Annotated in this window: 16 protein-coding genes; 12 read left to right on the top strand and 4 right to left on the bottom strand. The window is 46.6% G+C overall.

What is annotated here, in order from left to right; all coding sequences use genetic code 11:
- Positions 1-21 precede the first annotated feature (21 nt).
- The 4 genes from FGT79_RS12355 to FGT79_RS12370 all read left to right on the top strand — a co-directional run bounded on the left by FGT79_RS12355 (position 22) and on the right by FGT79_RS12370 (position 3,692).
- On the top strand, positions 22-1,014 hold the full coding sequence (locus FGT79_RS12355; protein ID WP_138753127.1) for an ABC transporter substrate-binding protein: 993 nt from the start codon (positions 22-24) through the stop codon (positions 1,012-1,014).
- Positions 1,015-1,091: 77 nt separating this feature from the next.
- A complete protein-coding gene (locus FGT79_RS12360) occupies positions 1,092-2,075 on the top strand; it encodes a FecCD family ABC transporter permease (protein ID WP_246096397.1) in 984 nt (327 codons plus the stop codon).
- 1 nt (position 2,076) lies between these two features.
- Positions 2,077-3,081, top strand: coding sequence for a FecCD family ABC transporter permease (locus FGT79_RS12365; protein WP_138753129.1), 1,005 nt, complete (start codon positions 2,077-2,079; stop codon positions 3,079-3,081).
- A gap of 35 nt (positions 3,082-3,116) precedes the next feature.
- Complete coding sequence (locus tag FGT79_RS12370) at positions 3,117-3,692, top strand: nitroreductase family protein (protein WP_138753130.1); 576 nt, start codon at positions 3,117-3,119, stop codon at positions 3,690-3,692.
- Positions 3,693-3,766: 74 nt separating this feature from the next.
- On the opposite strand, the gene FGT79_RS12375 is transcribed toward FGT79_RS12370, so the two are convergent.
- Positions 3,767-4,849: a Gfo/Idh/MocA family protein gene (locus FGT79_RS12375; RefSeq protein ID WP_138753131.1), complete on the bottom strand. Its 1,083-nt coding sequence runs from the start codon at positions 4,847-4,849 to the stop codon at positions 3,767-3,769.
- A gap of 249 nt (positions 4,850-5,098) precedes the next feature.
- Between FGT79_RS12375 and FGT79_RS12380 the strand changes: the two genes are divergently transcribed.
- Complete coding sequence (locus FGT79_RS12380) at positions 5,099-6,814, top strand: ABC transporter ATP-binding protein (protein WP_138753132.1); 1,716 nt, start codon at positions 5,099-5,101, stop codon at positions 6,812-6,814.
- Positions 6,815-6,820: 6 nt separating this feature from the next.
- Here the strand turns inward: FGT79_RS12380 and FGT79_RS12385 are convergent, their stop codons facing one another.
- Positions 6,821-8,437 carry an ABC transporter substrate-binding protein gene (locus FGT79_RS12385; RefSeq protein WP_138753133.1) on the bottom strand — a complete coding sequence of 539 codons (1,617 nt, stop codon included), beginning with the start codon at positions 8,435-8,437 and terminating at the stop codon, positions 6,821-6,823.
- A gap of 120 nt (positions 8,438-8,557) precedes the next feature.
- Complete coding sequence (locus tag FGT79_RS12390) at positions 8,558-9,550, bottom strand: ABC transporter substrate-binding protein (protein WP_138753134.1); 993 nt, start codon at positions 9,548-9,550, stop codon at positions 8,558-8,560.
- Between the two features lie 644 nt (positions 9,551-10,194).
- On the opposite strand from FGT79_RS12390, the gene FGT79_RS12395 reads away from it, so the two are divergent.
- The 5 genes from FGT79_RS12395 to FGT79_RS12415 all read left to right on the top strand — a co-directional run bounded on the left by FGT79_RS12395 (position 10,195) and on the right by FGT79_RS12415 (position 15,718).
- On the top strand, positions 10,195-11,295 hold the full coding sequence (locus FGT79_RS12395; RefSeq protein WP_138753135.1) for a Gfo/Idh/MocA family protein: 1,101 nt from the start codon (positions 10,195-10,197) through the stop codon (positions 11,293-11,295).
- A gap of 38 nt (positions 11,296-11,333) precedes the next feature.
- Positions 11,334-12,197, top strand: a complete 864-nt coding sequence (locus tag FGT79_RS12400) for a carbohydrate ABC transporter permease (protein WP_246096399.1) — start codon at positions 11,334-11,336, stop codon at positions 12,195-12,197.
- An 11-nt stretch (positions 12,198-12,208) separates the two neighbouring features.
- Positions 12,209-13,051 carry a carbohydrate ABC transporter permease gene (locus FGT79_RS12405; RefSeq protein WP_138753137.1) on the top strand — a complete coding sequence of 281 codons (843 nt, stop codon included), beginning with the start codon at positions 12,209-12,211 and terminating at the stop codon, positions 13,049-13,051.
- Positions 13,052-13,110: 59 nt separating this feature from the next.
- Positions 13,111-14,466: an ABC transporter substrate-binding protein gene (locus FGT79_RS12410; protein WP_138753138.1), complete on the top strand. Its 1,356-nt coding sequence runs from the start codon at positions 13,111-13,113 to the stop codon at positions 14,464-14,466.
- A gap of 211 nt (positions 14,467-14,677) precedes the next feature.
- Positions 14,678-15,718 carry a LacI family DNA-binding transcriptional regulator gene (locus FGT79_RS12415; protein WP_138753139.1) on the top strand — a complete coding sequence of 347 codons (1,041 nt, stop codon included), beginning with the start codon at positions 14,678-14,680 and terminating at the stop codon, positions 15,716-15,718.
- A 67-nt stretch (positions 15,719-15,785) separates the two neighbouring features.
- Here the strand turns inward: FGT79_RS12415 and FGT79_RS12420 are convergent, their stop codons facing one another.
- Positions 15,786-16,691 (bottom strand): AraC family transcriptional regulator, encoded by a 906-nt coding sequence (locus FGT79_RS12420; protein WP_246096401.1) that lies wholly within the window; start codon positions 16,689-16,691, stop codon positions 15,786-15,788.
- A gap of 163 nt (positions 16,692-16,854) precedes the next feature.
- Between FGT79_RS12420 and FGT79_RS12425 the strand changes: the two genes are divergently transcribed.
- Positions 16,855-17,502 carry a carbohydrate-binding family 9-like protein gene (locus tag FGT79_RS12425; protein WP_138753140.1) on the top strand — a complete coding sequence of 216 codons (648 nt, stop codon included), beginning with the start codon at positions 16,855-16,857 and terminating at the stop codon, positions 17,500-17,502.
- A 20-nt stretch (positions 17,503-17,522) separates the two neighbouring features.
- Positions 17,523-18,371, top strand: coding sequence for a sugar phosphate isomerase/epimerase family protein (locus FGT79_RS12430; protein ID WP_138753141.1), 849 nt, complete (start codon positions 17,523-17,525; stop codon positions 18,369-18,371).
- Positions 18,372-18,385 lie beyond the last annotated feature (14 nt).

Raw genomic sequence — 18,385 nt, forward strand, 5'->3', positions numbered from 1 at the left:
AGGCACAGGGGGATATGAAGGATGAAAAGATTGAAATTAAACAGCTTGATAACGCTGGCTATCACAATGTTAATGCTTAGCGTAATGACAGGCTGCGGCGGGAAACAAGTTAAGCCAGCAGCGCAGGCAGTTGCAACCGAGGAGCCAGCTTCTACTAATAGCGCCGTAACTGCGGAGAAGCTTCAAACCGTAAAGCATGCAAACGGAGAGACGAGTATTCCAGTCAACCCATCCAGAGTTGTGGTACTCGATAACGGTGCATTGGATAATCTGCTTGCGCTAGGGGTGAAACCAGTAGGTGCGCCTTCCATTGTAGCTGTTGAAGATGGCTATGCTTCTTATTTGCAAGACACCGAAGGTATTACGAATATTGGTACGGTCGAGCAGCCCAGCTTGGAAACGATTGCTTCGCTTAAACCGGATTTGATTATCGGAATCAAGGATACGCAGGAAGCGATCTACGAGCAGCTTCAGCAAATAGCTCCAACTGTTTTTACGGAAGTTGGCGGTGCAGAGTGGGAGAAGAACTTAACCTTTCATGCGCTCGTCGTAGGTAAGGTCGCAGAAGGCGAGAAGCTTTTTGTGGAGCTAGATGCTCATATTGCCAAGCTGAAGGAAAAGCTAGGGGACAAGCTCACGAGTACTGAGGTCTCATTGCTGCGTCCAAGGAAGGACCGCGTATCAGTCTATTTGAAACCCTCGTTCACAGGCGGAGTTGTTGAGCGAATGGGCATTAAGCGCCCAGCGGCACAGGACAAGACGGATGATTTCAACTTCAATGTAACGGATGAACAAATTGCTGAATTAGATGGAGATGTCATTATTTTATTCGGCAGAGAAAGTGAGCAGCAATATTTCAATGATAAAATTAAAAGCAATCCGTTATGGAATACGCTCGAGGCTGTGAAGCAGAATCGCGTGTATATGGCAGATTGGGAAGTTTGGTTAAGCGGCCATGGCATACAAGCTGTTAATCGGATGGTTGAGGATATGGGAACGTTTTTGGATCAATAACGGCTGAAGCAGGATAACGGGCAGCGCCTGCACCGTTATCCTGCTTTGTTATGCTGTTTATGCTTGGAGGTTTAGAGTTGCGAAATCGAATCATTGGCATAATCATACTTAGTTTTGTTGTCGTACTTTGTTTTGTTGCCAGCATTTCTGTTGGGAAGACGACGATCCCTCCCTCCGAGGTAATCGGAGCCTTTAATGCCTTCGATGGCTCTCGGGAGCATCTGATTATTCGAACGGTTAGGCTGCCGCGTGCGATTATTGCGGTGCTGGTTGGCTGCGCCCTGTCGATAGCTGGCAGCGTCATGCAGGCGATTAGCCGAAATCCGCTTTCTGGACCAGAAATTCTTGGCAGCAATAACGGGGCAGCTCTGTTCATGGTCGTTTCTTTATTTCTATTTGGCTACACCTCCGCTCATGTACAATTATGGGTTGCGTTGATTGGCGCAGGGCTTGCCTGCCTAGTGGTATATGGGCTCGGCTCCTTTGGCCGCAGTGGATTGACTTCAATTAAGCTTATATTAGCAGGGGCTACGATTAATTTGCTACTAGCTTCAATCGTACAGGGAGTGTTGATTTTTAGTGAGCAATCCTTGGATGAAATGCGATTCTGGCTCGCAGGTTCGCTAACTGGAGGGAGTATGGAGATGCTGCAGCAGGTATGGCCGTTCCTAGCAGCAGGCTTAATAGGCTCGCTCCTGCTGAGCCGGCAAATTAATATGCTCAGTCTGGGAGATGAGGTTGCCCAAGGCTTAGGCCTTCGTATTGGCTGGATGAAGACGGGGTCACTGCTAATCATCATGTGCTTGTCTGGCGCCTCTGTTGCGATTGCAGGTCCAATCGGTTTCATAGGGTTAGTCATTCCCCATATCGCCAGATTTTTGATTGGGATTGACTATCGCTGGATCATTCCGTATTCGGCATTGCTTGGCGCATCCTTGCTGCTCGCTGCGGATATTGGCGCCAGATTTCTATACCCGCCTCAGGAGCTGCCGGCAGGTGTCGTCACCGCCTTGGCAGGCGCACCCTTCTTGATCTATTTGGCACAAAGGAGGGGGAGGTAATATGCTGCTTCAGCTCGCTGCAAAGCGATTTATCGTTATTATGATGTTTCTTGCCATTGCTAATCTCGTTGTATTGGTGCTGTCCGTCATGTGGGGGGAATATGCGGTGCCCTTGAATGACATTTGGCGAGCTCTATTTGGTTATGGCCGTTCTGAGCATCAGTTCGTCATTAGCGAGCTTAGGCTCCCAAGAGCATTGGTCGCATTTCTAGTTGGCTGTGGATTAGCTTTATCCGGCGCCATCCTGCAAGGAATTACACGCAACCCGATGGCATCCCCAGGTGTGATCGGAATCAATGCAGGCGCAGCGTTAATGGCTGTAACAATCATTATTGTTCTTCCTGCTATTCCGAATGCAGTGCTGCCATTTGTAGCATTCCTAGGGGCGCTGCTCGCTGCATCTATCACGTATGTATTAGCTTGGAGACGAGGTCTATCTCCACTTAGGCTGCTGCTTGTTGGCGTTGGCATATCAGCTGCGGCTAATGCTTACATAACCTTCTTGCTAACAACCCGCCAGATCGAGCATGTGAAGCAAGCATTGCTATGGATGACAGGGAGCGCATACGGCAGAAGCTGGGAGCACTTCTGGTCCTTACTTCCGTGGCTCCTTATCTTGTTCCCAACCGCTCTTGTGATGTCGCGTAAGCTGGATATTTTGCAGCTTGGGGACGAACTAGCCATTGGGCTAGGTGCCCGTGTAGAGCGATATCGCGGAGTATTATTGCTTATAAGCGTAAGTCTGGCTGGCGCAGCTGTTGCGATGGCCGGTACAATCGGCTTCGTTGGTTTAATGGGACCTCATATCGCGAGGCAGCTAGTTGGAAACAGCAGCCGAAAGCTTCTGACCGCATCTGCCTTTATTGGCGGTATGATTGTTATGCTTGCAGATTTAATTGGAAGAACAATCTTTCCGCCCATCGAAATACCATGCGGGATCATAACAGCAATTGTTGGCGCTCCATATCTCATTTATTTGCTATATCGTAATCGAAATAAACCGTGAGCAAAAATTATAGTTGGGTGAGGGAGAGGAATAGGATGGAATTGGCATTTAATGCTGGAGGCATGGCAGCACTAATCAAGCAAAGGCGCACCATTAGAACATTTACGGACCAGGCAGTTACGATTGAACAGCTTACGGAGCTGCTGGATACGGCTGTTTGGGCTCCTAATCACAATTTGCGAGAACCATGGCGATTTATTGTGTATACAGGCGATGGAAGAAGTCAATTTGCTGATGCGATGATTGAAACCTTCACGAAGGAAGAGAAAGCGAAATACGAGGAGCAAAGGCGTAAAGAATATATGCATATCCCGCTGCACTTGCTCGTTATTATGAAGGAAGATCCGAGGCAAAAGCAATGGGATGAGGATTTCTCTGCTGTATGCTGTCTCATTCAGAATTTGCAGCTCGCTGCGTGGGAGCAAGGGATCGGCATGGTGTGGAAGTCAAATCCCTATATGTACAATCCGACCTTCCGAGATAGGGCTGGGGTACAAGCAGGAGAGAAGATTATTGCCGTTCTGCACATTGGTTATCCTCGCGTCATTCCATCTCCATCGAAGCGGACCTCTGCGAAGGAGCTTCTACATATTATAGATCGTAATAGCTAGAAACAGAAGAAGCAGCTCAGGTGGACATTAGTCCGCGCAGAGCTGCTTCTTCAAGTTGTCATGCCCATTGCGTCTTAAGGCAAGTCAATCGTTACTTCGCGTTTGCTAGCAGCGGAACGAAGCACGCCATCAATGATCGCTTGGTTATACAAAATCTCGGCACCTGGTATTGGCGCAGGTCGGTTATCCGTTATTGCAGCGACAAAGTCGCGTACTTTCTCGTCGAACAAATTCAGACCATGATCAATGACAGGAATATCTGATTGAACATGCTGGTTGGCTACATCGTGATAGAGTGTCATGCTTCCAACGCTTCCGTCCCATACTCCACTCCAAGGGCCTATCCCGGCTGGAGTCACTTTAAGACCTGCATCCGTTCCCAAGAACATTGTTGCTCCGAGCGTGTCCATATGCATCGCCCAGCTTATTTTATAATTTAATATGATATCGCCTTCAAGCCTAATCATGGCAACTCCAAAATCCTCAACATCGAATTGGGAAGCTTCGCGATGGTAGGCCGGATTCGTTCCGAAATGGTTGGAGGTATAAGCGGAAACGGTAAGCGGCTTCGGATAGCCGAGTGCATTCAGCGCCATATCCAGGGAATAGCATCCGATGTCAGCCATCGCTCCTGCTCCTGCAAGCTCCTTGCGGATGAAGGTGCCGCCTGGCATGCCGCGTCGTCTGCCGCCGCCTGTCTCTACGAAATATACGTTGCCGAGCTTGCCCGACTGCACAATTTCTTGAATCAGGGACATATTCGGGTCATATCTGGGCTGGAAGCCAACAGTCAGCATCTTGCCGCTGCGCTCGGCAGCCTCAACCATATCAATGGATTGCTGCAAAGTAACGGACATCGGTTTCTCTACCAGCACATGCTTGCCGGCATTAAGTGCGTTGACTGATGTCTCATGGTGGGCAAAGTTCGGCGTGCAAATGCTGACCCCGTCCAGATCAAGCTCAAGCAGCTTTTTGTGATCCTCGAATGCTGTGGCATGGACAAGCTCTTCTTGCTCGATGAAAGCTTGCGCCCGGCCAGGCAGGCTGTCCGCCACTGCAACGATTTCTACTTGCAGGGGCATTTTCTTATAGGCAGAAGCGTGGGCTCTTGCGATGCCGCCGCTCCCAATAATTCCGATCCGAATTGTTCTAGTCACAGTCTATCCCTCATTTCGTTCATATGCTTTTACTTTAGCATAGCTTATGGACGCATGAAATGATGAGAAAAGGACATGGTTTCTCCAAAATGATGACATGGAACGAAGGAATGGCCTTTCATTTTGTACAAAAAAATGCTCACGTTTGTCCATTGTCTCGAATCTAAGTTTGCATTAAGATAAATGGGCTGCAATTGATAACGATTTTCAATTAGAGTAACAAAAAAGAGGTAAGAGAGGAAGTTGTTTATGCTTCGGCGTTTTTTTGCTTATTATAAGCCTTATAAGAAGCTGTTTATTTTGGATTTCTCATGCGCCATACTGGCTGCATTGCTAGAGCTTGCATTCCCGCTCGCGGTTAACCGTGTAGTCGATGATTTACTGCCAAGCGGCAACTGGAAATGGATATTATATTCTTGTCTTGGATTGCTCGGAATCTATGTGTTCAGTGCCGCGCTGCATTATGTAGTCACTTACTGGGGGCATAAGCTAGGGATCAATATCGAATCCGATATGCGCAAGCAGCTGTTCGATCGTGTGCAGAAGCTTAGCTTCCGTTTCTTTGACAACAATAAGACAGGCCATCTAGTCTCTCGAATGACCAATGATCTCATGGATATTGGCGAGATCGCTCATCATGGACCAGAGGATTTATTCATCGCTTTGATGACGCTGACAGGAGCGTTTTGTATTATGCTCAGCATTAACTGGCAGCTTGCGGTCATGACCTTTGTCATTATACCGCTTATGGTTTACTTATCCTTGTACTTCAGCCGTAAAATGTCGGCAGCCTTTAATCGGATGTTCTCCGATATTGCCGATTATAACGCACGCGTTGAGAACAACGTAAGCGGCATTCGTGTTGTTCAAGCTTTCGCGAACGAGAAGCATGAAATGGCACGCTTTGCTGAGAACAATGGTCGTTTCCGGTTGACGAAGCTAATCGCATACCGCGTAATGGCTTGGAACTCTTCGATCAGCTTTATTCTGATGAGACTGATTTCGCTGTTCGTTCTCGTCTGCGGCACATGGTTTGTCATTCAAGGCGACATGAGCTATGGCGAATTTATTGCTTTCGTTATGTTGTCCAACGTATTCCTCAGCCCTATTCAACAAATCAATTCCGTTATCGAGACGTATCCGAAAGGAATTGCCGGGTTCAAACGTTACCTGGAGCTGCTTGAAACGGAGCCTGACATCGAAGATGCACCTGACGCTGTAAGCATAAACTCGTTGAAAGGCGATATCAGCTTCAATAAAGTGACCTTCGGCTACGAGAACAAGGACAAGGTGTTGACAGGCCTGAACCTATCAATTAGAGCAGGGGAGACGGTTGCGCTAGTTGGCCCATCGGGAGCGGGTAAAACGACGTTATGCAGCTTGCTTCCGCGTTTCTACGATGTGGATGAAGGATCGATATCAATCGATAACGTCGATATTCGGCAGATGACGCTTGAATCGCTTCGCTCGAACATCGGCATTGTTCAGCAGGATGTATTCCTGTTCGACGGTTCTATTAGGGAAAATATTGCATACGGCAAGCTTGGGGCATCGGACGAAGAGGTTATGCAAGCCGCACGCCAAGCGCAGTTGGAGGAGCTCGTCCTGTCGCAGCCGGAAGGACTTGCTACGCTTATCGGAGAGCGAGGCGTCAAGCTATCTGGCGGCCAGAAGCAGCGGTTGTCGATTGCTCGGATGTTCTTGAAAAACCCGCCAATTCTTATTTTGGACGAGGCCACATCTGCACTGGATACGGAGACAGAAGCGGCAATTCAGCTAGCCCTTGCTGAGCTTTCGCGAGGGCGTACGACGCTGGTCATTGCACATCGGCTCGCTACAATTAAAAACGCTGACCGCATCGTAGTTGTCGCGGAGCAAGGGATTGCTGAGCAGGGCAAGCATGAAGAGCTGCTTGCAGTCAAAGGCGCTTACAGCCGACTGCATAAAGCACAGTTTGGCATGTAGCATTCGCTAAGAGGACTGGGTGAGCAACTGAGGGAGAAGCGATAGGAGCGTGTCCCTCGTTGTGGCATCCTCATAGTTCCAATCCCGTTCATCAAGCAGGTAGCTGTATCCGTTTTTCACTGCGGGGAGGTTTCGCCATAATGGACTACTCATCAGCTCATTCATGGCTTCCTTGGATTCGGGACTTTCGGGAAGCATCATGAACACGCGGTCACCTGCATAGTGATGAATGGTTTTGGCCGTTATCTCCTTGTACGGTCTACCCGAGTTCATCATTTGTTGAACTTTGCCGGCAGGACGGAATCCGTGCGGGTGGTACAGGATCGAGGATAAACCGATGTTTCCCATGACGAATAAACGTTTGCCGCGGTGAAATACGATGACGGAGGCTGTCTCATCAGGGCGGAGATACGCACGCAGCCGCTGCCACATCAATAACATATTGCGGTTATGATGAAGAAGCCATTGTTGGGCTTCTTTTTTCTTGCCAAACCATTCGCCGAGCATTAACAGTCTATCGCTCAGTGCACCGCGAGAATTATAGGTTAGGGTTGGGGCAATCTGCGACACTTGTGCATACAGCGATTCATCATGATAGTCAAAAATAATTAAATCCGGCGAAAGCTTAGCGGCCTGTTCCTTGCAAAGAGGTGTCTCCTTGCTAAAGAAATGCTTCTCGATTAGCGGAATATCAAGTATGGCCATATCGCCTGTCGTTTCTCCACAATATAATACACGACTAGGTTTTGAAGGAATCTGAACCTCATGGCCGTTCCAATCCTTCACAATGATATTCAAATTCATGGAGTTGGCATATTGCCGGGGAGAGAAGCCTGTTAACAGCCGAAATCGTCGGCTGAAATAATACTCGTCCGCAAAGCCGACTCGCTCGGCAATTTCACGAAGGGTGTTCTCGGTATGAGTTAGCCATTCTTTGGCATGATTAATGCGCACCTCTGTTAAGAAATCGAGCGGTTTTTTACCCGTTAATTCTTTGAATACCGATGTAAACTGCCAAGTGGGAATATTGGCCATCTGTGCTAGCTGTTTGACGGTGATAGTGGTCTGATAGTTGGTCTGCATATATTGAACCGTCTGCTCAACGGTTTGGGCAGAGCTCGGCATGACATCAGCTTGGAAATTATGCTCAAGCAGAAACGAAATCATGTGCTGGAAATGAGACTGCTGCCGATGGGCTTCGAGCTCATTGCGGTTCGTTCGGCCGACATACAGCTGGTTCAGTAAATCAGTCCATTGTGCTTGCGGATAGATCCGAAGCTCGTTGCGTTCAGGGAACAGCTGTTGATAATAGGCTGCTGCAGCGCCTTCGTTCACTTGAAAAACACGGAAGAAGACCCTGTAATATTCGATATTGCAGTCGTCAATGCTTTCGAATTGATAGGCAATCGCTGGAGAGAGCAAGTAGGTGCTGCCTTGCGAGAATGAGGAGCTGAACGCCTCCGTATAAAGTCTGCCGCTTCCGCTCTTGATTACGAGCAGCATGTAGCTTGAAGTCGTTTCTTCGGCTAACACTTCATTCACACTATGGCTAAGCTGGTCTGCATCTATATAATGGAACAGCAAGGAATGAAGGGGTAATCGAGTGGTTGTCAGCGTTGACATGTTGAAGCCTCTTTTCGCTAATGAGAATAATTATCAATTACATTCATTATAGACAAAAAGAAGAAGCTTTTCAACATAAGTTGAAGAGCTTCTTCTGAGTAGGCTTAGATCTTTTGATTCTTACTTTTGCAAAAGTACCTTTGGAAGCTCATCGATGAGCCATTCTCTTGAAGTCGCGTCACTGTTTGCTTTGAGAATATCGAAGTTGTAGACTTGTCCCTGTTGTACAGCAGGGAGCTTCTGCCAAATTTCACTTTTTAAAAGATCGCTTGTTGATTGCTGCGCGGCAGGGTCAACAGGATTCAATATGAAGATCCGGTCAGCGGCATACTCCGGCAGCAGTTCGGCGGAAATTTCGGCGAAGCCTGTTTCTTTGTCGATAAGATCTTGAATAATCGGTGTAGGTTTGAAGCCGCCTTCCTCATAAAGGAACTGGGGCAGTCCGGCTCCAGCCATAATAAACAGTCTGTTGCCTGGATATAAAGTGAACACAGCAGCAGTCTCGCCTTCTTTTATACCGTTATCATGAAGCTGTTTCCACATGTCGTTCATTTTGACAGCATGCGCAGCGAGCCAATCTTCAGCCTCTTGTTTTTTATTAAGCAGGTCGCCGAGTGTACGCATCCGTACATCGAGCTTGTCGAAGGTGTTGAAGGTAACGGTAGGAGCAACTTTGGATATGGCTTCGTACTGCTGTTCATCGGAATTGGAGAAAATAATTAGATCAGGCTTCAGAGACAACGATTTCTCTATACTTAATGGAAAGCCTACGTCTTCAACGCCAACCAGTTGGCTTTCCAGAACGGTTCCTGTTATCGCATCCACCATAATTCCTATTGGTTTCACGCCAAGTGCTAGTAAATCTCCTGTTGTTTCTCCATGATAGATGACGCGCTGAGGTGTTGTTGGAACCTCAACCTCATGCTTCGTCCAATCCGTGAAGATACGCGTCGTTTCCGCTGCTTGTTCGGTTGCGGCAGGTGCTTCTGTCGTTTCAGCGACAGGGCTTGCTGCATTGCTTTCATTGGTGTTGCTGCTGCCACAGCCAAGCAATAATGCCCCCATTAATGCGAATGTGCTCAATAGAGCAGCAGATTTGGATCCTCGATACATGTTTGTTCTCCTCCGAATGATGTATTAAGATAATGATAATCATTATCGATCTGTAATCATCGTAATCGATAATACGTTTTGACTCAATGGACAAAATAAAGGAACGCTTTTGCTTTTGTCCAAGGCGTCTCAATACATGAATGCATACAAGCATACAAACTTTTTTTGCTGTCGCTTACAAAGCTGGGCTTGTTCATGATTAGTTTTTGAGCTGTATAGAACCGGTATCCGATATAAGGATGCCGGTTTTTCTTTGTATTTTTTCGAATTGCATCCCAGTTCAGAGACGAAGTTGGCCGAATAACGCAGTTTATTTCAAGTAAAGGTGAAAAACGTGAAACTGACACCATTATGACGCGATAAAATTTGCGGCAAATAAATAGTTTTAATTTCGCTCGATTAATTAGAATTTGAAGACAGATAGCGAAACATTGTGAAAAAAGGACTGAATCGGGTGCGTGAATAGCGCGTTTTAAGTTATTTCAGTATTTGCCGCAAATATAGAGAAAAAAATAGCCAAAAAATATTGACAATATGAAAAATTTGCATTACTATCAAAACATGAATTGGTTCTTGTTAGATTATCTAACATCGTTTTCAGTTTTATGAATTGACGCAAAATAATGACAACGGAGTGTGCAAACATGAGCAAGATTAGAATGGCGTTTATCGGTGTAGGTGATATGGGCTCCCATCATTGCATTGGCTTTGACTTGTTGGAAGAGTGCGAAGTGAAGTATATATGTGACATGAACGAAGCCAATGTAGCGCGTACGATGGCTGAGCTCTCGAATAGCAAGCCGATTGTATGCACGGATTATCGGGAGCTGCTGCATAAAGAGGGTTTGGATGCGGTAGTCATCAGTGTTCCGAACTATTTGCATAGAGAAGTTGCAGTAGCTTTTTTGGAAGCAGGCAAGCATGTCTTTCTGGAGAAGCCAGTTGCCCACACGCTTGAGGATTGCGATGCCATTATAAAAGCAGCCGAGGAGCATCAGCGTATTTTGCAAATTGGGCTGGTATATCGTTATTCCAATTTGTATCGCAGGATGTCAAAGGAACTTGAACAGGGACGTCTCGGCGATGTGAAGCTGATGTGGTGCAAAGAGTTCCGCGATCCGTTTCCGCCGGCTGATTGGTTCTATGACAAATCCAAATCAGGTGGAGCGATTGTCGAGAAGGACTGTCATCATTTTGATATTTTCAACTGGATGATCAAGGCGAAGCCGGTTCGCGTATTTGCTTCAGGCGGCCAGCATGTCATGAAGCAAGGACAGGACAATCGGATAACGAACTCATACAGCCATTATCCTGCTAAGAACATAACGGACCCGACCATTGTGGATCATGCTTTTATAACGATTGATTACGATAATGGCAGCAAGGCCAATCTCGGACTATGCATGTACCTGAAACCTAGAAATTTGATGGGCGAAGGTCTTGAAATTGGTCTAATCGGGGAAAATGGTGGTCAAATGGTTGCTAAAAACGATAAGACAATCGATATTGTCGGCGGCAATGATCTCACGAAGGATCATCTTGATATTGATGTCACGTCGGATTCCATTATGGGCGGACATACAGGCGGACAAACCCAACGAACGGCCTTTATCGCATGTATTACAGAAGGCAAGCAGCCCTTCGCTACTGCGCAGATTGGAAGAGATGCTTTGCTGATCGCCCTCGCTGCAGAGAAGTCTATTATTGAAGAACGATATGTCTATCTGGACGAACTAATGAGCTAAGGGGTGTCATGATGAAGAGCTTGAGGAAGTATGACACATTGTTATTTTTTCTTTTCATTATGCCGTGGATTATCGGTTTTATTACTTTTTTCTTAATTCCGTTTGGAACCTCAGTCTTTTATTCCTTCACAGACGCGAAGCTGCCGGGAGCAGTTAATTATCATTTTGTAGGCTTGAGCAATTTTATCCATATGATCGACGATCCGATTTTTATGAAAAGCCTGCTTAACACGATGTATTTTGTCGTCTTCGGTGTTCCGATTGTAACAGCAGGAATGCTCGTTCTAGCGCTGCTGCTTAATTTCAATGTACGGGGAATTGCATTGTTCCGTACGTTCTATTACTTACCTACGCTGGTGCCAATCGTGGCAACAGTCATTATATGGAGACTGGTGTTCAACTCGGAATTTGGCATTCTGAATGCGGGGCTTAGCCTGCTCGGGATGGCGAAGACCGATTGGCTCGGTGGGGAGCATACGATTAAACCGGTTATTATTCTGCTTCAGGTATGGATATCCGGCAGCGGTGTGCTTATCTTTCTGGCGGCGCTTAAAAATGTGCCTATGCATCTCTATGAAGCGGCAGATATTGATGGTGCCAGCCGGGTAAGAAGATTTTTCTCGATCACGCTACCGATGATCAGCCCATCCATCCTATTCGTTATCATTATTCAGACCATGTATAATTTTCAAATGTTTACGGAAGCATTGCTGCTCTCGAAGGGTGGTCCTAACTATGCGGCTTATACATTTGTCTACAATATTTACAAGTCAGCTTTCACGGATTTGAAGTTTAGTATGGCCATGTCGCAATCTATCTTTTTGTTCGCATTAATTGCACTGGTCACTTTTGTCCTCATGAAGCTATCAAACCGCTTTGTTTACTACGAAGGCGAGAAATAGGGGGAACATATATGAATGGCGGACAAAAAACGAGCCTAGGCAGTACCGTGCTCAAATATTTCTTGCTGTGTGCGACGCTGATGGTGTTTGCAGGGCCTCTTATTTGGATGCTCTCGACCATGATGAAGACGAAGATGGAGACGTACAAGGTTCCACCCTCCTTGCTGCCCGAGCAGATAACCTTTGAGGCATTCGACCGATTGTTTACCGTACAGCCGCTCATGTGGAAATGGATACAAAACTCGTTCACGATTTCGATATTCGTAGCACTCGGTGCGGTGATATCGAGCTCAATCGTGGCTTATGGCTTCTCGCGGTTCGCAACCAAGTACAGAGACAAGCTGTTCCCGATCGTGCTGCTTACCTTGATGATTCCTCCATCTATCATGATGATTCCGTCTTATGTGCTGTTTGCCAAACTGCACTGGATTGATACATGGCTGCCGTTGATCGTACCGGCATGGCTTGGAGGCGCTTATTACATTTTCTTGTTCCGACAATTTTTTCTCACCATTCCACAGGAGCTGGATGAAGCGACTTATCTTGATGGAGGCAATCGCTGGACGGTTTACAGCAGGGTTATTATGCCGCTGTCGAAGCCGATTATCGTGACGACTATTATTTTCGCATTCGTGAACTCTTGGCTTGATTTCCTTGGACCGTTTCTCTATATCAAGAACAACGAGATGTTTACACTTAGTGTAGGGCTGCAGTTGTTGATTGGCCAAACAAGTCAGGATTTCCCGGCACTTGCTGCCGGTGCATTCATAAGTATAATCCCAATTGGTCTGCTGTATTTCTTTGCTCAGCGGTATATCGTTGAGGGGGTGGTCCTTACAGGATCGAAAGGGTAGCACTATTAGTCACGTCCGTATTTATCGTTTTCTAAACTATCGTAAAAGGGGAACTTTACATGAATACGAAAAGCAAATGGTTGTCCAGCGCTTGGATCATGGTATTGGCAATGGCTATTATCTTTACAGGTTGTGGGAGCAATAACAGCTCTAATTCGGCAAACACGGCTGACGGCGGTACCAATGGTAACTCGGCTTCTGCAGAGCCTGTCACGATTACTTATTCCCAGTGGGGAACAGCGGAGGAGCTGCTGCGCACACAGGAGCTGCTTAATACATTTATGAATGCGAACAAAGACATTAAAGTGAAGCTCGAAGGCAAGGATTGGGGCAGCTATTGGGATGGCTTGACAGCCAATGCTGCTGGCGGTACGCTGCCGGACGTGTTCAAAACCAGCTACGCCTACATTGAGAAATACGCGGAGCTAGGTATTTTCAAAGAGCTCGACAGTCTGCTTGCATCCAACTCATTCGATCTTAGCAATATAGATGCAAGCCTCCTTGGCTTACACAAATATCAAGATAAGCAAGTATCTCTTCCGATTGATGCGAATGTCATCGTCTGGTATTACAATACAGCATTGTTTACCGATTCTAAGACGAATCCATACGGTGCAGCAATGCCGAGCCTAGAGCCGACATGGGATGAAATCGTAGATATCGCTACGAAAATGACACTTGATAAAAACGGTAAAAATGCCGGAGATGCGGATTTTGACGCCAAAAACATCGTACAGTGGGGGATGTCGATCTCTCCTGGCTCAACGATGGACTGGTTCCTTGAGCCTGAGCTTTGGTCGAATGGTGCGAAGCTAGTCAATGAAGATGGCTCGCTTGCTCTAGATACGCCAGAAGCGCTTGAGGTGTTGAACTACTTTATCGATTTGACCAAAAACAAAAAAATTAATACAACACCGGCACAAATCGAAGGGCTTGGCGGTCAAGTCAACCTAAGCATAACAACAGGCAAGGTTGCCATGAATCCAGGCGGAAACTGGAATACGACCAACTACAAAGAAGCAGGCATTAAATACGGCATCGCTTATTTGCCTAAATTCAAGACGAATCAAACGGTCGTACAACCGGCAGGTATGGCGATCAGCTCGAATACGAAGCATGGAGAAGCAGCTGCGAAATTGCTTACTTGGTTGGCTGGTCCAGAAGGGCAAACGGAGCTTGCAAAACAAGGTTATTCGATTCCTGCGAACAAGGCAGCAGCTGATGCTTATATTCAAACAGCAGGCAACGAGAATCAAATTTTCTTGGATGCTCAGCAATTTGGAATTATCTCGCCGTTTACGGCAAAGAAAACAGATTTGGTCTGGACCTATGGGGAGCAAGCGTTAAAGCTTCCGCTATCGGGTGAAGGCGATTTGCAAGCGGCCATCGCTGATTTGGCTTCCAAAGTGAAATAGCCATTCATAATGATTATCGCATATTAAACAAGCAGGGCAAGCGCCATTACGGCGTTTGTCCTGTTTTTTGCGTAGATGAGGTTTGTTTTCTTGACATAGGTATAGATGGAATATAAAATTAAATTTGCCGCAAATTTTGTGAGGATGCTAAAAATTGCCCCAATAAAGGAAGCGTGCCTAGATTTGGATTTGTGGGGGAGAGGGCTGGACAATGGCTAAATTGAAAGATATCGCGGATCGGGTAGGTGTTTCCATCTCAACGGTTTCACGGGTGATGAAAAATGATTCCAACCGTTCTGTTAGCGATGAAACACGCAAAAAAATATGGGAAACCGCAGAGCAACTGGGTTACCGGACGAACCGCACGCCAAAGACGAAAAAAAACGAGTCCAAACATGCTTTTCATATTGGATGCGTTGTTGCCATTCCACAAAATAAATATAATAATCCTTATTTTTCAGTCATATTGGAAGGCATTGAGAAAGCACTTGCCACAGCGGGCATGCGTCTTGAATTTGTATATAGTATTGAAAATGAATCGGATGTAGAGCAATTGCGTACTCTTGTCAAGGAGCATCGGATTGATGGCATGCTGGTCGTTGAACGCATCGATTCGGAGGCTTACCAGTGGATAAAGGCTAATGTGCGGGCCGTTGTCGGCGTAGATATTTCAGATAAAGAGGTTCCTGTTGTAAGTTATGACCGCGGAGCGGCTGCTAAGGAAGCTGTTCAGCATCTCATCGAACAAGGACATCGGCAAATCGGCTATATCGGCGGTGCAGAGCTGGATGATGACTTCCGCGACGAGAAGCGTTTTCTCGGCTATCAAAGTGCGATGCGAGAAGCGGGACTCCCGATTTATGATCATTGGGTTATCGACGTGAAGTGGGATGTAGCTTTAAGCTATGAGCTTACACGGCAGGCGTTCGAGATGAACGACCATACGCCGACGGCTATCTTTGCGGCCAGCGATATGATGGCTATTGCCGCTATGAGGGCTGCTACGGAGCGCGAGCTGAAAATTCCGGATGATATTGCTTTTTTCGGCGTAGATAATATTGAAATTTCCGAATTCACCTCACCTCCGCTTTCGACTATCCATGTTCCTAAGCTGGAGATGGGCATGTTCGCGGTTAAGCTCTTGCTCGATTATTTGGACAACCAGTATACAATTCCGGTCAAAATGATTATTCCTTACAAATGTCTGCTTAGGCATTCGACAAGATCCAAAATGGAGCGCGAACCTAATTAAGCTTATGAACAGCCGTTCGAATACGAAAAATCCCCCTCCGCTTAGGAAGAGGGATTTTTGGCGTGTTTTATAAAATTTTAGACAACTTTCTGTACTCCCGAGGAGAAATGCCCTCATGTCTTCGGAAGATGCGGCTGAAATAATGGATATCGGAATAGCCGACCAAATCGCCTACGTTTTCGATGGATAATTCAGATTCACGGAGAAGCCTTCTTGCTTCCCTATGCCGAACGGTTTGGACGAATTCGCTCGGCGGCATACGGGCTATTTGCTTAAAAAGCTTTGCCGCATGATCGATGCTCATATTCATATGCTCGGCAATAGCTGAGCTTGTCCAAGGACTTGCTGGTGCTGCTTCGATCTGTTCGATTAGCTCAGCAAGCCTCTTGCCATGAAGAGTAGCATGGGAGAGCGTGCGAGATAACGGCGTACGCAGCAAATAGGTGAGAATATGGAGCATTAAGCTTTTGCAGACGAGCTCATATCCTAGCGGGCGCATGGTAAATTCTTCGACAAGCTGCTCCATTAGTTGGACACATGCAAGCGGAGGTGTATAAATGGGGTAACCGCTCAAAGGGGGCTGCCCCTCGACAACAGCTTCACAACAAAATTTGGAAGGCCGTACATCGGCTTCGTTGACGACCATATCCGCCTCTGTCTGAATGTCCAGCTCATTGAAAAAGTCGAAATGTATCCCCAGAAAGCGTGCTCCTGAACGAGAAACGATCTCATTCTGGTGATAGACGCCTGAAGGCAAAAGGATAAGCTGACCTGCTTCCAACACATAACGCTGACCTTGCATCTTTGTGGCTGCTTCGCCTTGGCAAACATATAGAAGCTCGAAATCATAGAGTCTTCGCTCTGGCAGTATGCCGACAGGCATGTGCTGGAATTGGGCGTAGTGAACGCTTGGCGACCATAAATTAGGGGCTGCAACTTGTTGTAAAGGGTATTGGTTTGTATCGTTATCCAAGGCTGATTATTCCTTCCTATATATTCAATTTAAAGAGAACGGAAAAGTCCAAATAATCACGATTTTCACTAAATAAAAGATCTCGTTAATCCTGTATTATAAGTATTATCACATGTGAATCACTAATTATCAATATCACGTAATTTGCTAAAAGGAGCGTGAAATGGTGGACGCTGCCATGCTGCGGAAAAGTAAAACCTACTATTGTAAACAGATGCAATGCGATCCGGACAATCCTTTCATTAGCATATTGGATTGGGAGGGCTGCGAGGCACTCGAGCTAGTTGAAACGGTAACAGGTGCAGCGCCCAAGGAATGGACGGAAGTACGGTTATGCTGGAGCCAAGCGTACTTGCATCTACGTTATTTGTGCAATGATTCCTACGTTAAGTCAACGTTTACGAAACGGGATGACCCGCTCTATGAACAGGATGTTGTTGAGCTGTTTATTGATGAGTCGGGAACGGGCACCAGCTACATGGAGCTGGAAGTAAGTCCGCATAATATCGTCTTTGATGCCATGATTGCTCATGATGGCGCTGAATCGGTTATCGGAACGGACCTGTCATGGCGTTTGGAGGGGCTGCAGACTGTAGTTGAGCGGCTGGATGATTACAAAAGGATCTACACCATTCATATTCCGGTTGGGAACTTCCAGCGTCCTTTTGAACCGGGACAAATCTGGCGAGTGAATTTCTATCGTATCGACGAGGATGAGGCAGGGACTAGGGAATATCAAGCTTGGCAGGCGACCGACGTTGTCAATTTCCATCTCCCTCGCAAATTTGGCACACTTCAGTTTATATCATGATTCGTTCAGGAGGTATTGGTATGAAAAAAGGTATAAATATTTGGTCGTTCAATGGTGATTCTACGATTGCTGATTGTATTCAAACGGCAAAGAAAGCGGGCTTTGACGGCATTGAGCTGTCGTTGAACGAAACAGGTGAGCTTAGCCTTGCCGCATCGGACAAGGAAATTAACGAAATAAAAAATAGGCTTCAAGATGCAGATCTCGAAATGGCCGGACTTGCGACGGGATTATATTGGTCCTATGCGATGACGAGTGCAGAGGCGGCTAATCGCGAGAAGGCAATCGATGTGTGCAAGAAGCAGCTTGAGCTTGCCTCTGCTTTTGGTGTTGATACGATTCTGGTTATCCCTGGTGCAGTTGGTGTCGATTTCATTCCAGGCAGCGAGGTTGTCGACTATGAGCATGCTTATGATCGCGCGCTGGAGGCGATTAACAAGCTTGTTCCTTTTGCAGAAAGTGCTGGCGTAGCCATTGGGATTGAGAATGTATGGAATAAATTTCTGCTCTCGCCGCTGGAGATGCGTTCGTTTATTGATGCACATGCTTCTGATTATGTGGGTTCTTATTTCGATGTAGGAAACGCTCTGCATAACGGCTATCCGGAGCACTGGATTCGCATCTTGGGTCATCGGATCAAAAAAGTGCATTTCAAGGATTATCGCCGTCAAGCAGGCGGTCTTCACGGTTTTGTCGATCTGCTCGCGGGAGACGTTAATTATCCGGCTGTTATGGATGCGCTGAACGCCATCGGCTACAGCAACTATGTTACAGGCGAGATGATTCCACCTTATACGCATCATTCCGAGCAAATCATATTTAATACCTCGAGAGCAATGGACGCGATACTGGGTCGTCAAATCGGATAATTTTACGAGAAATG

Origin of the sequence: Paenibacillus sinopodophylli (genome assembly GCF_005930355.1) — a bacterium.
Taxonomy (GTDB): domain Bacteria; phylum Bacillota; class Bacilli; order Paenibacillales; family Paenibacillaceae; genus Pristimantibacillus; species Pristimantibacillus sinopodophylli.

What these genes read in the sequence shown, in the direction of transcription:
- FGT79_RS12390 (WP_138753134.1), bottom strand. Translation starts at nt 9,550, where the DNA reads ATGTATCGAGGATCCAAATCTGCTGCTCTATTGAGCACATTCGCATTA.
- FGT79_RS12410 (WP_138753138.1), top strand. Translation starts at nt 13,111, where the DNA reads ATGAATACGAAAAGCAAATGGTTGTCCAGCGCTTGGATCATGGTATTG.
- FGT79_RS12415 (WP_138753139.1), top strand. Translation starts at nt 14,678, where the DNA reads ATGGCTAAATTGAAAGATATCGCGGATCGGGTAGGTGTTTCCATCTCA.
- FGT79_RS12405 (WP_138753137.1), top strand. Translation starts at nt 12,209, where the DNA reads ATGAATGGCGGACAAAAAACGAGCCTAGGCAGTACCGTGCTCAAATAT.
- FGT79_RS12385 (WP_138753133.1), bottom strand. Translation starts at nt 8,437, where the DNA reads ATGTCAACGCTGACAACCACTCGATTACCCCTTCATTCCTTGCTGTTC.
- FGT79_RS12370 (WP_138753130.1), top strand. Translation starts at nt 3,117, where the DNA reads ATGGAATTGGCATTTAATGCTGGAGGCATGGCAGCACTAATCAAGCAA.
- FGT79_RS12430 (WP_138753141.1), top strand. Translation starts at nt 17,523, where the DNA reads ATGAAAAAAGGTATAAATATTTGGTCGTTCAATGGTGATTCTACGATT.
- FGT79_RS12355 (WP_138753127.1), top strand. Translation starts at nt 22, where the DNA reads ATGAAAAGATTGAAATTAAACAGCTTGATAACGCTGGCTATCACAATG.
- FGT79_RS12425 (WP_138753140.1), top strand. Translation starts at nt 16,855, where the DNA reads ATGGTGGACGCTGCCATGCTGCGGAAAAGTAAAACCTACTATTGTAAA.
- FGT79_RS12395 (WP_138753135.1), top strand. Translation starts at nt 10,195, where the DNA reads ATGAGCAAGATTAGAATGGCGTTTATCGGTGTAGGTGATATGGGCTCC.
- FGT79_RS12380 (WP_138753132.1), top strand. Translation starts at nt 5,099, where the DNA reads ATGCTTCGGCGTTTTTTTGCTTATTATAAGCCTTATAAGAAGCTGTTT.
- FGT79_RS12365 (WP_138753129.1), top strand. Translation starts at nt 2,077, where the DNA reads ATGCTGCTTCAGCTCGCTGCAAAGCGATTTATCGTTATTATGATGTTT.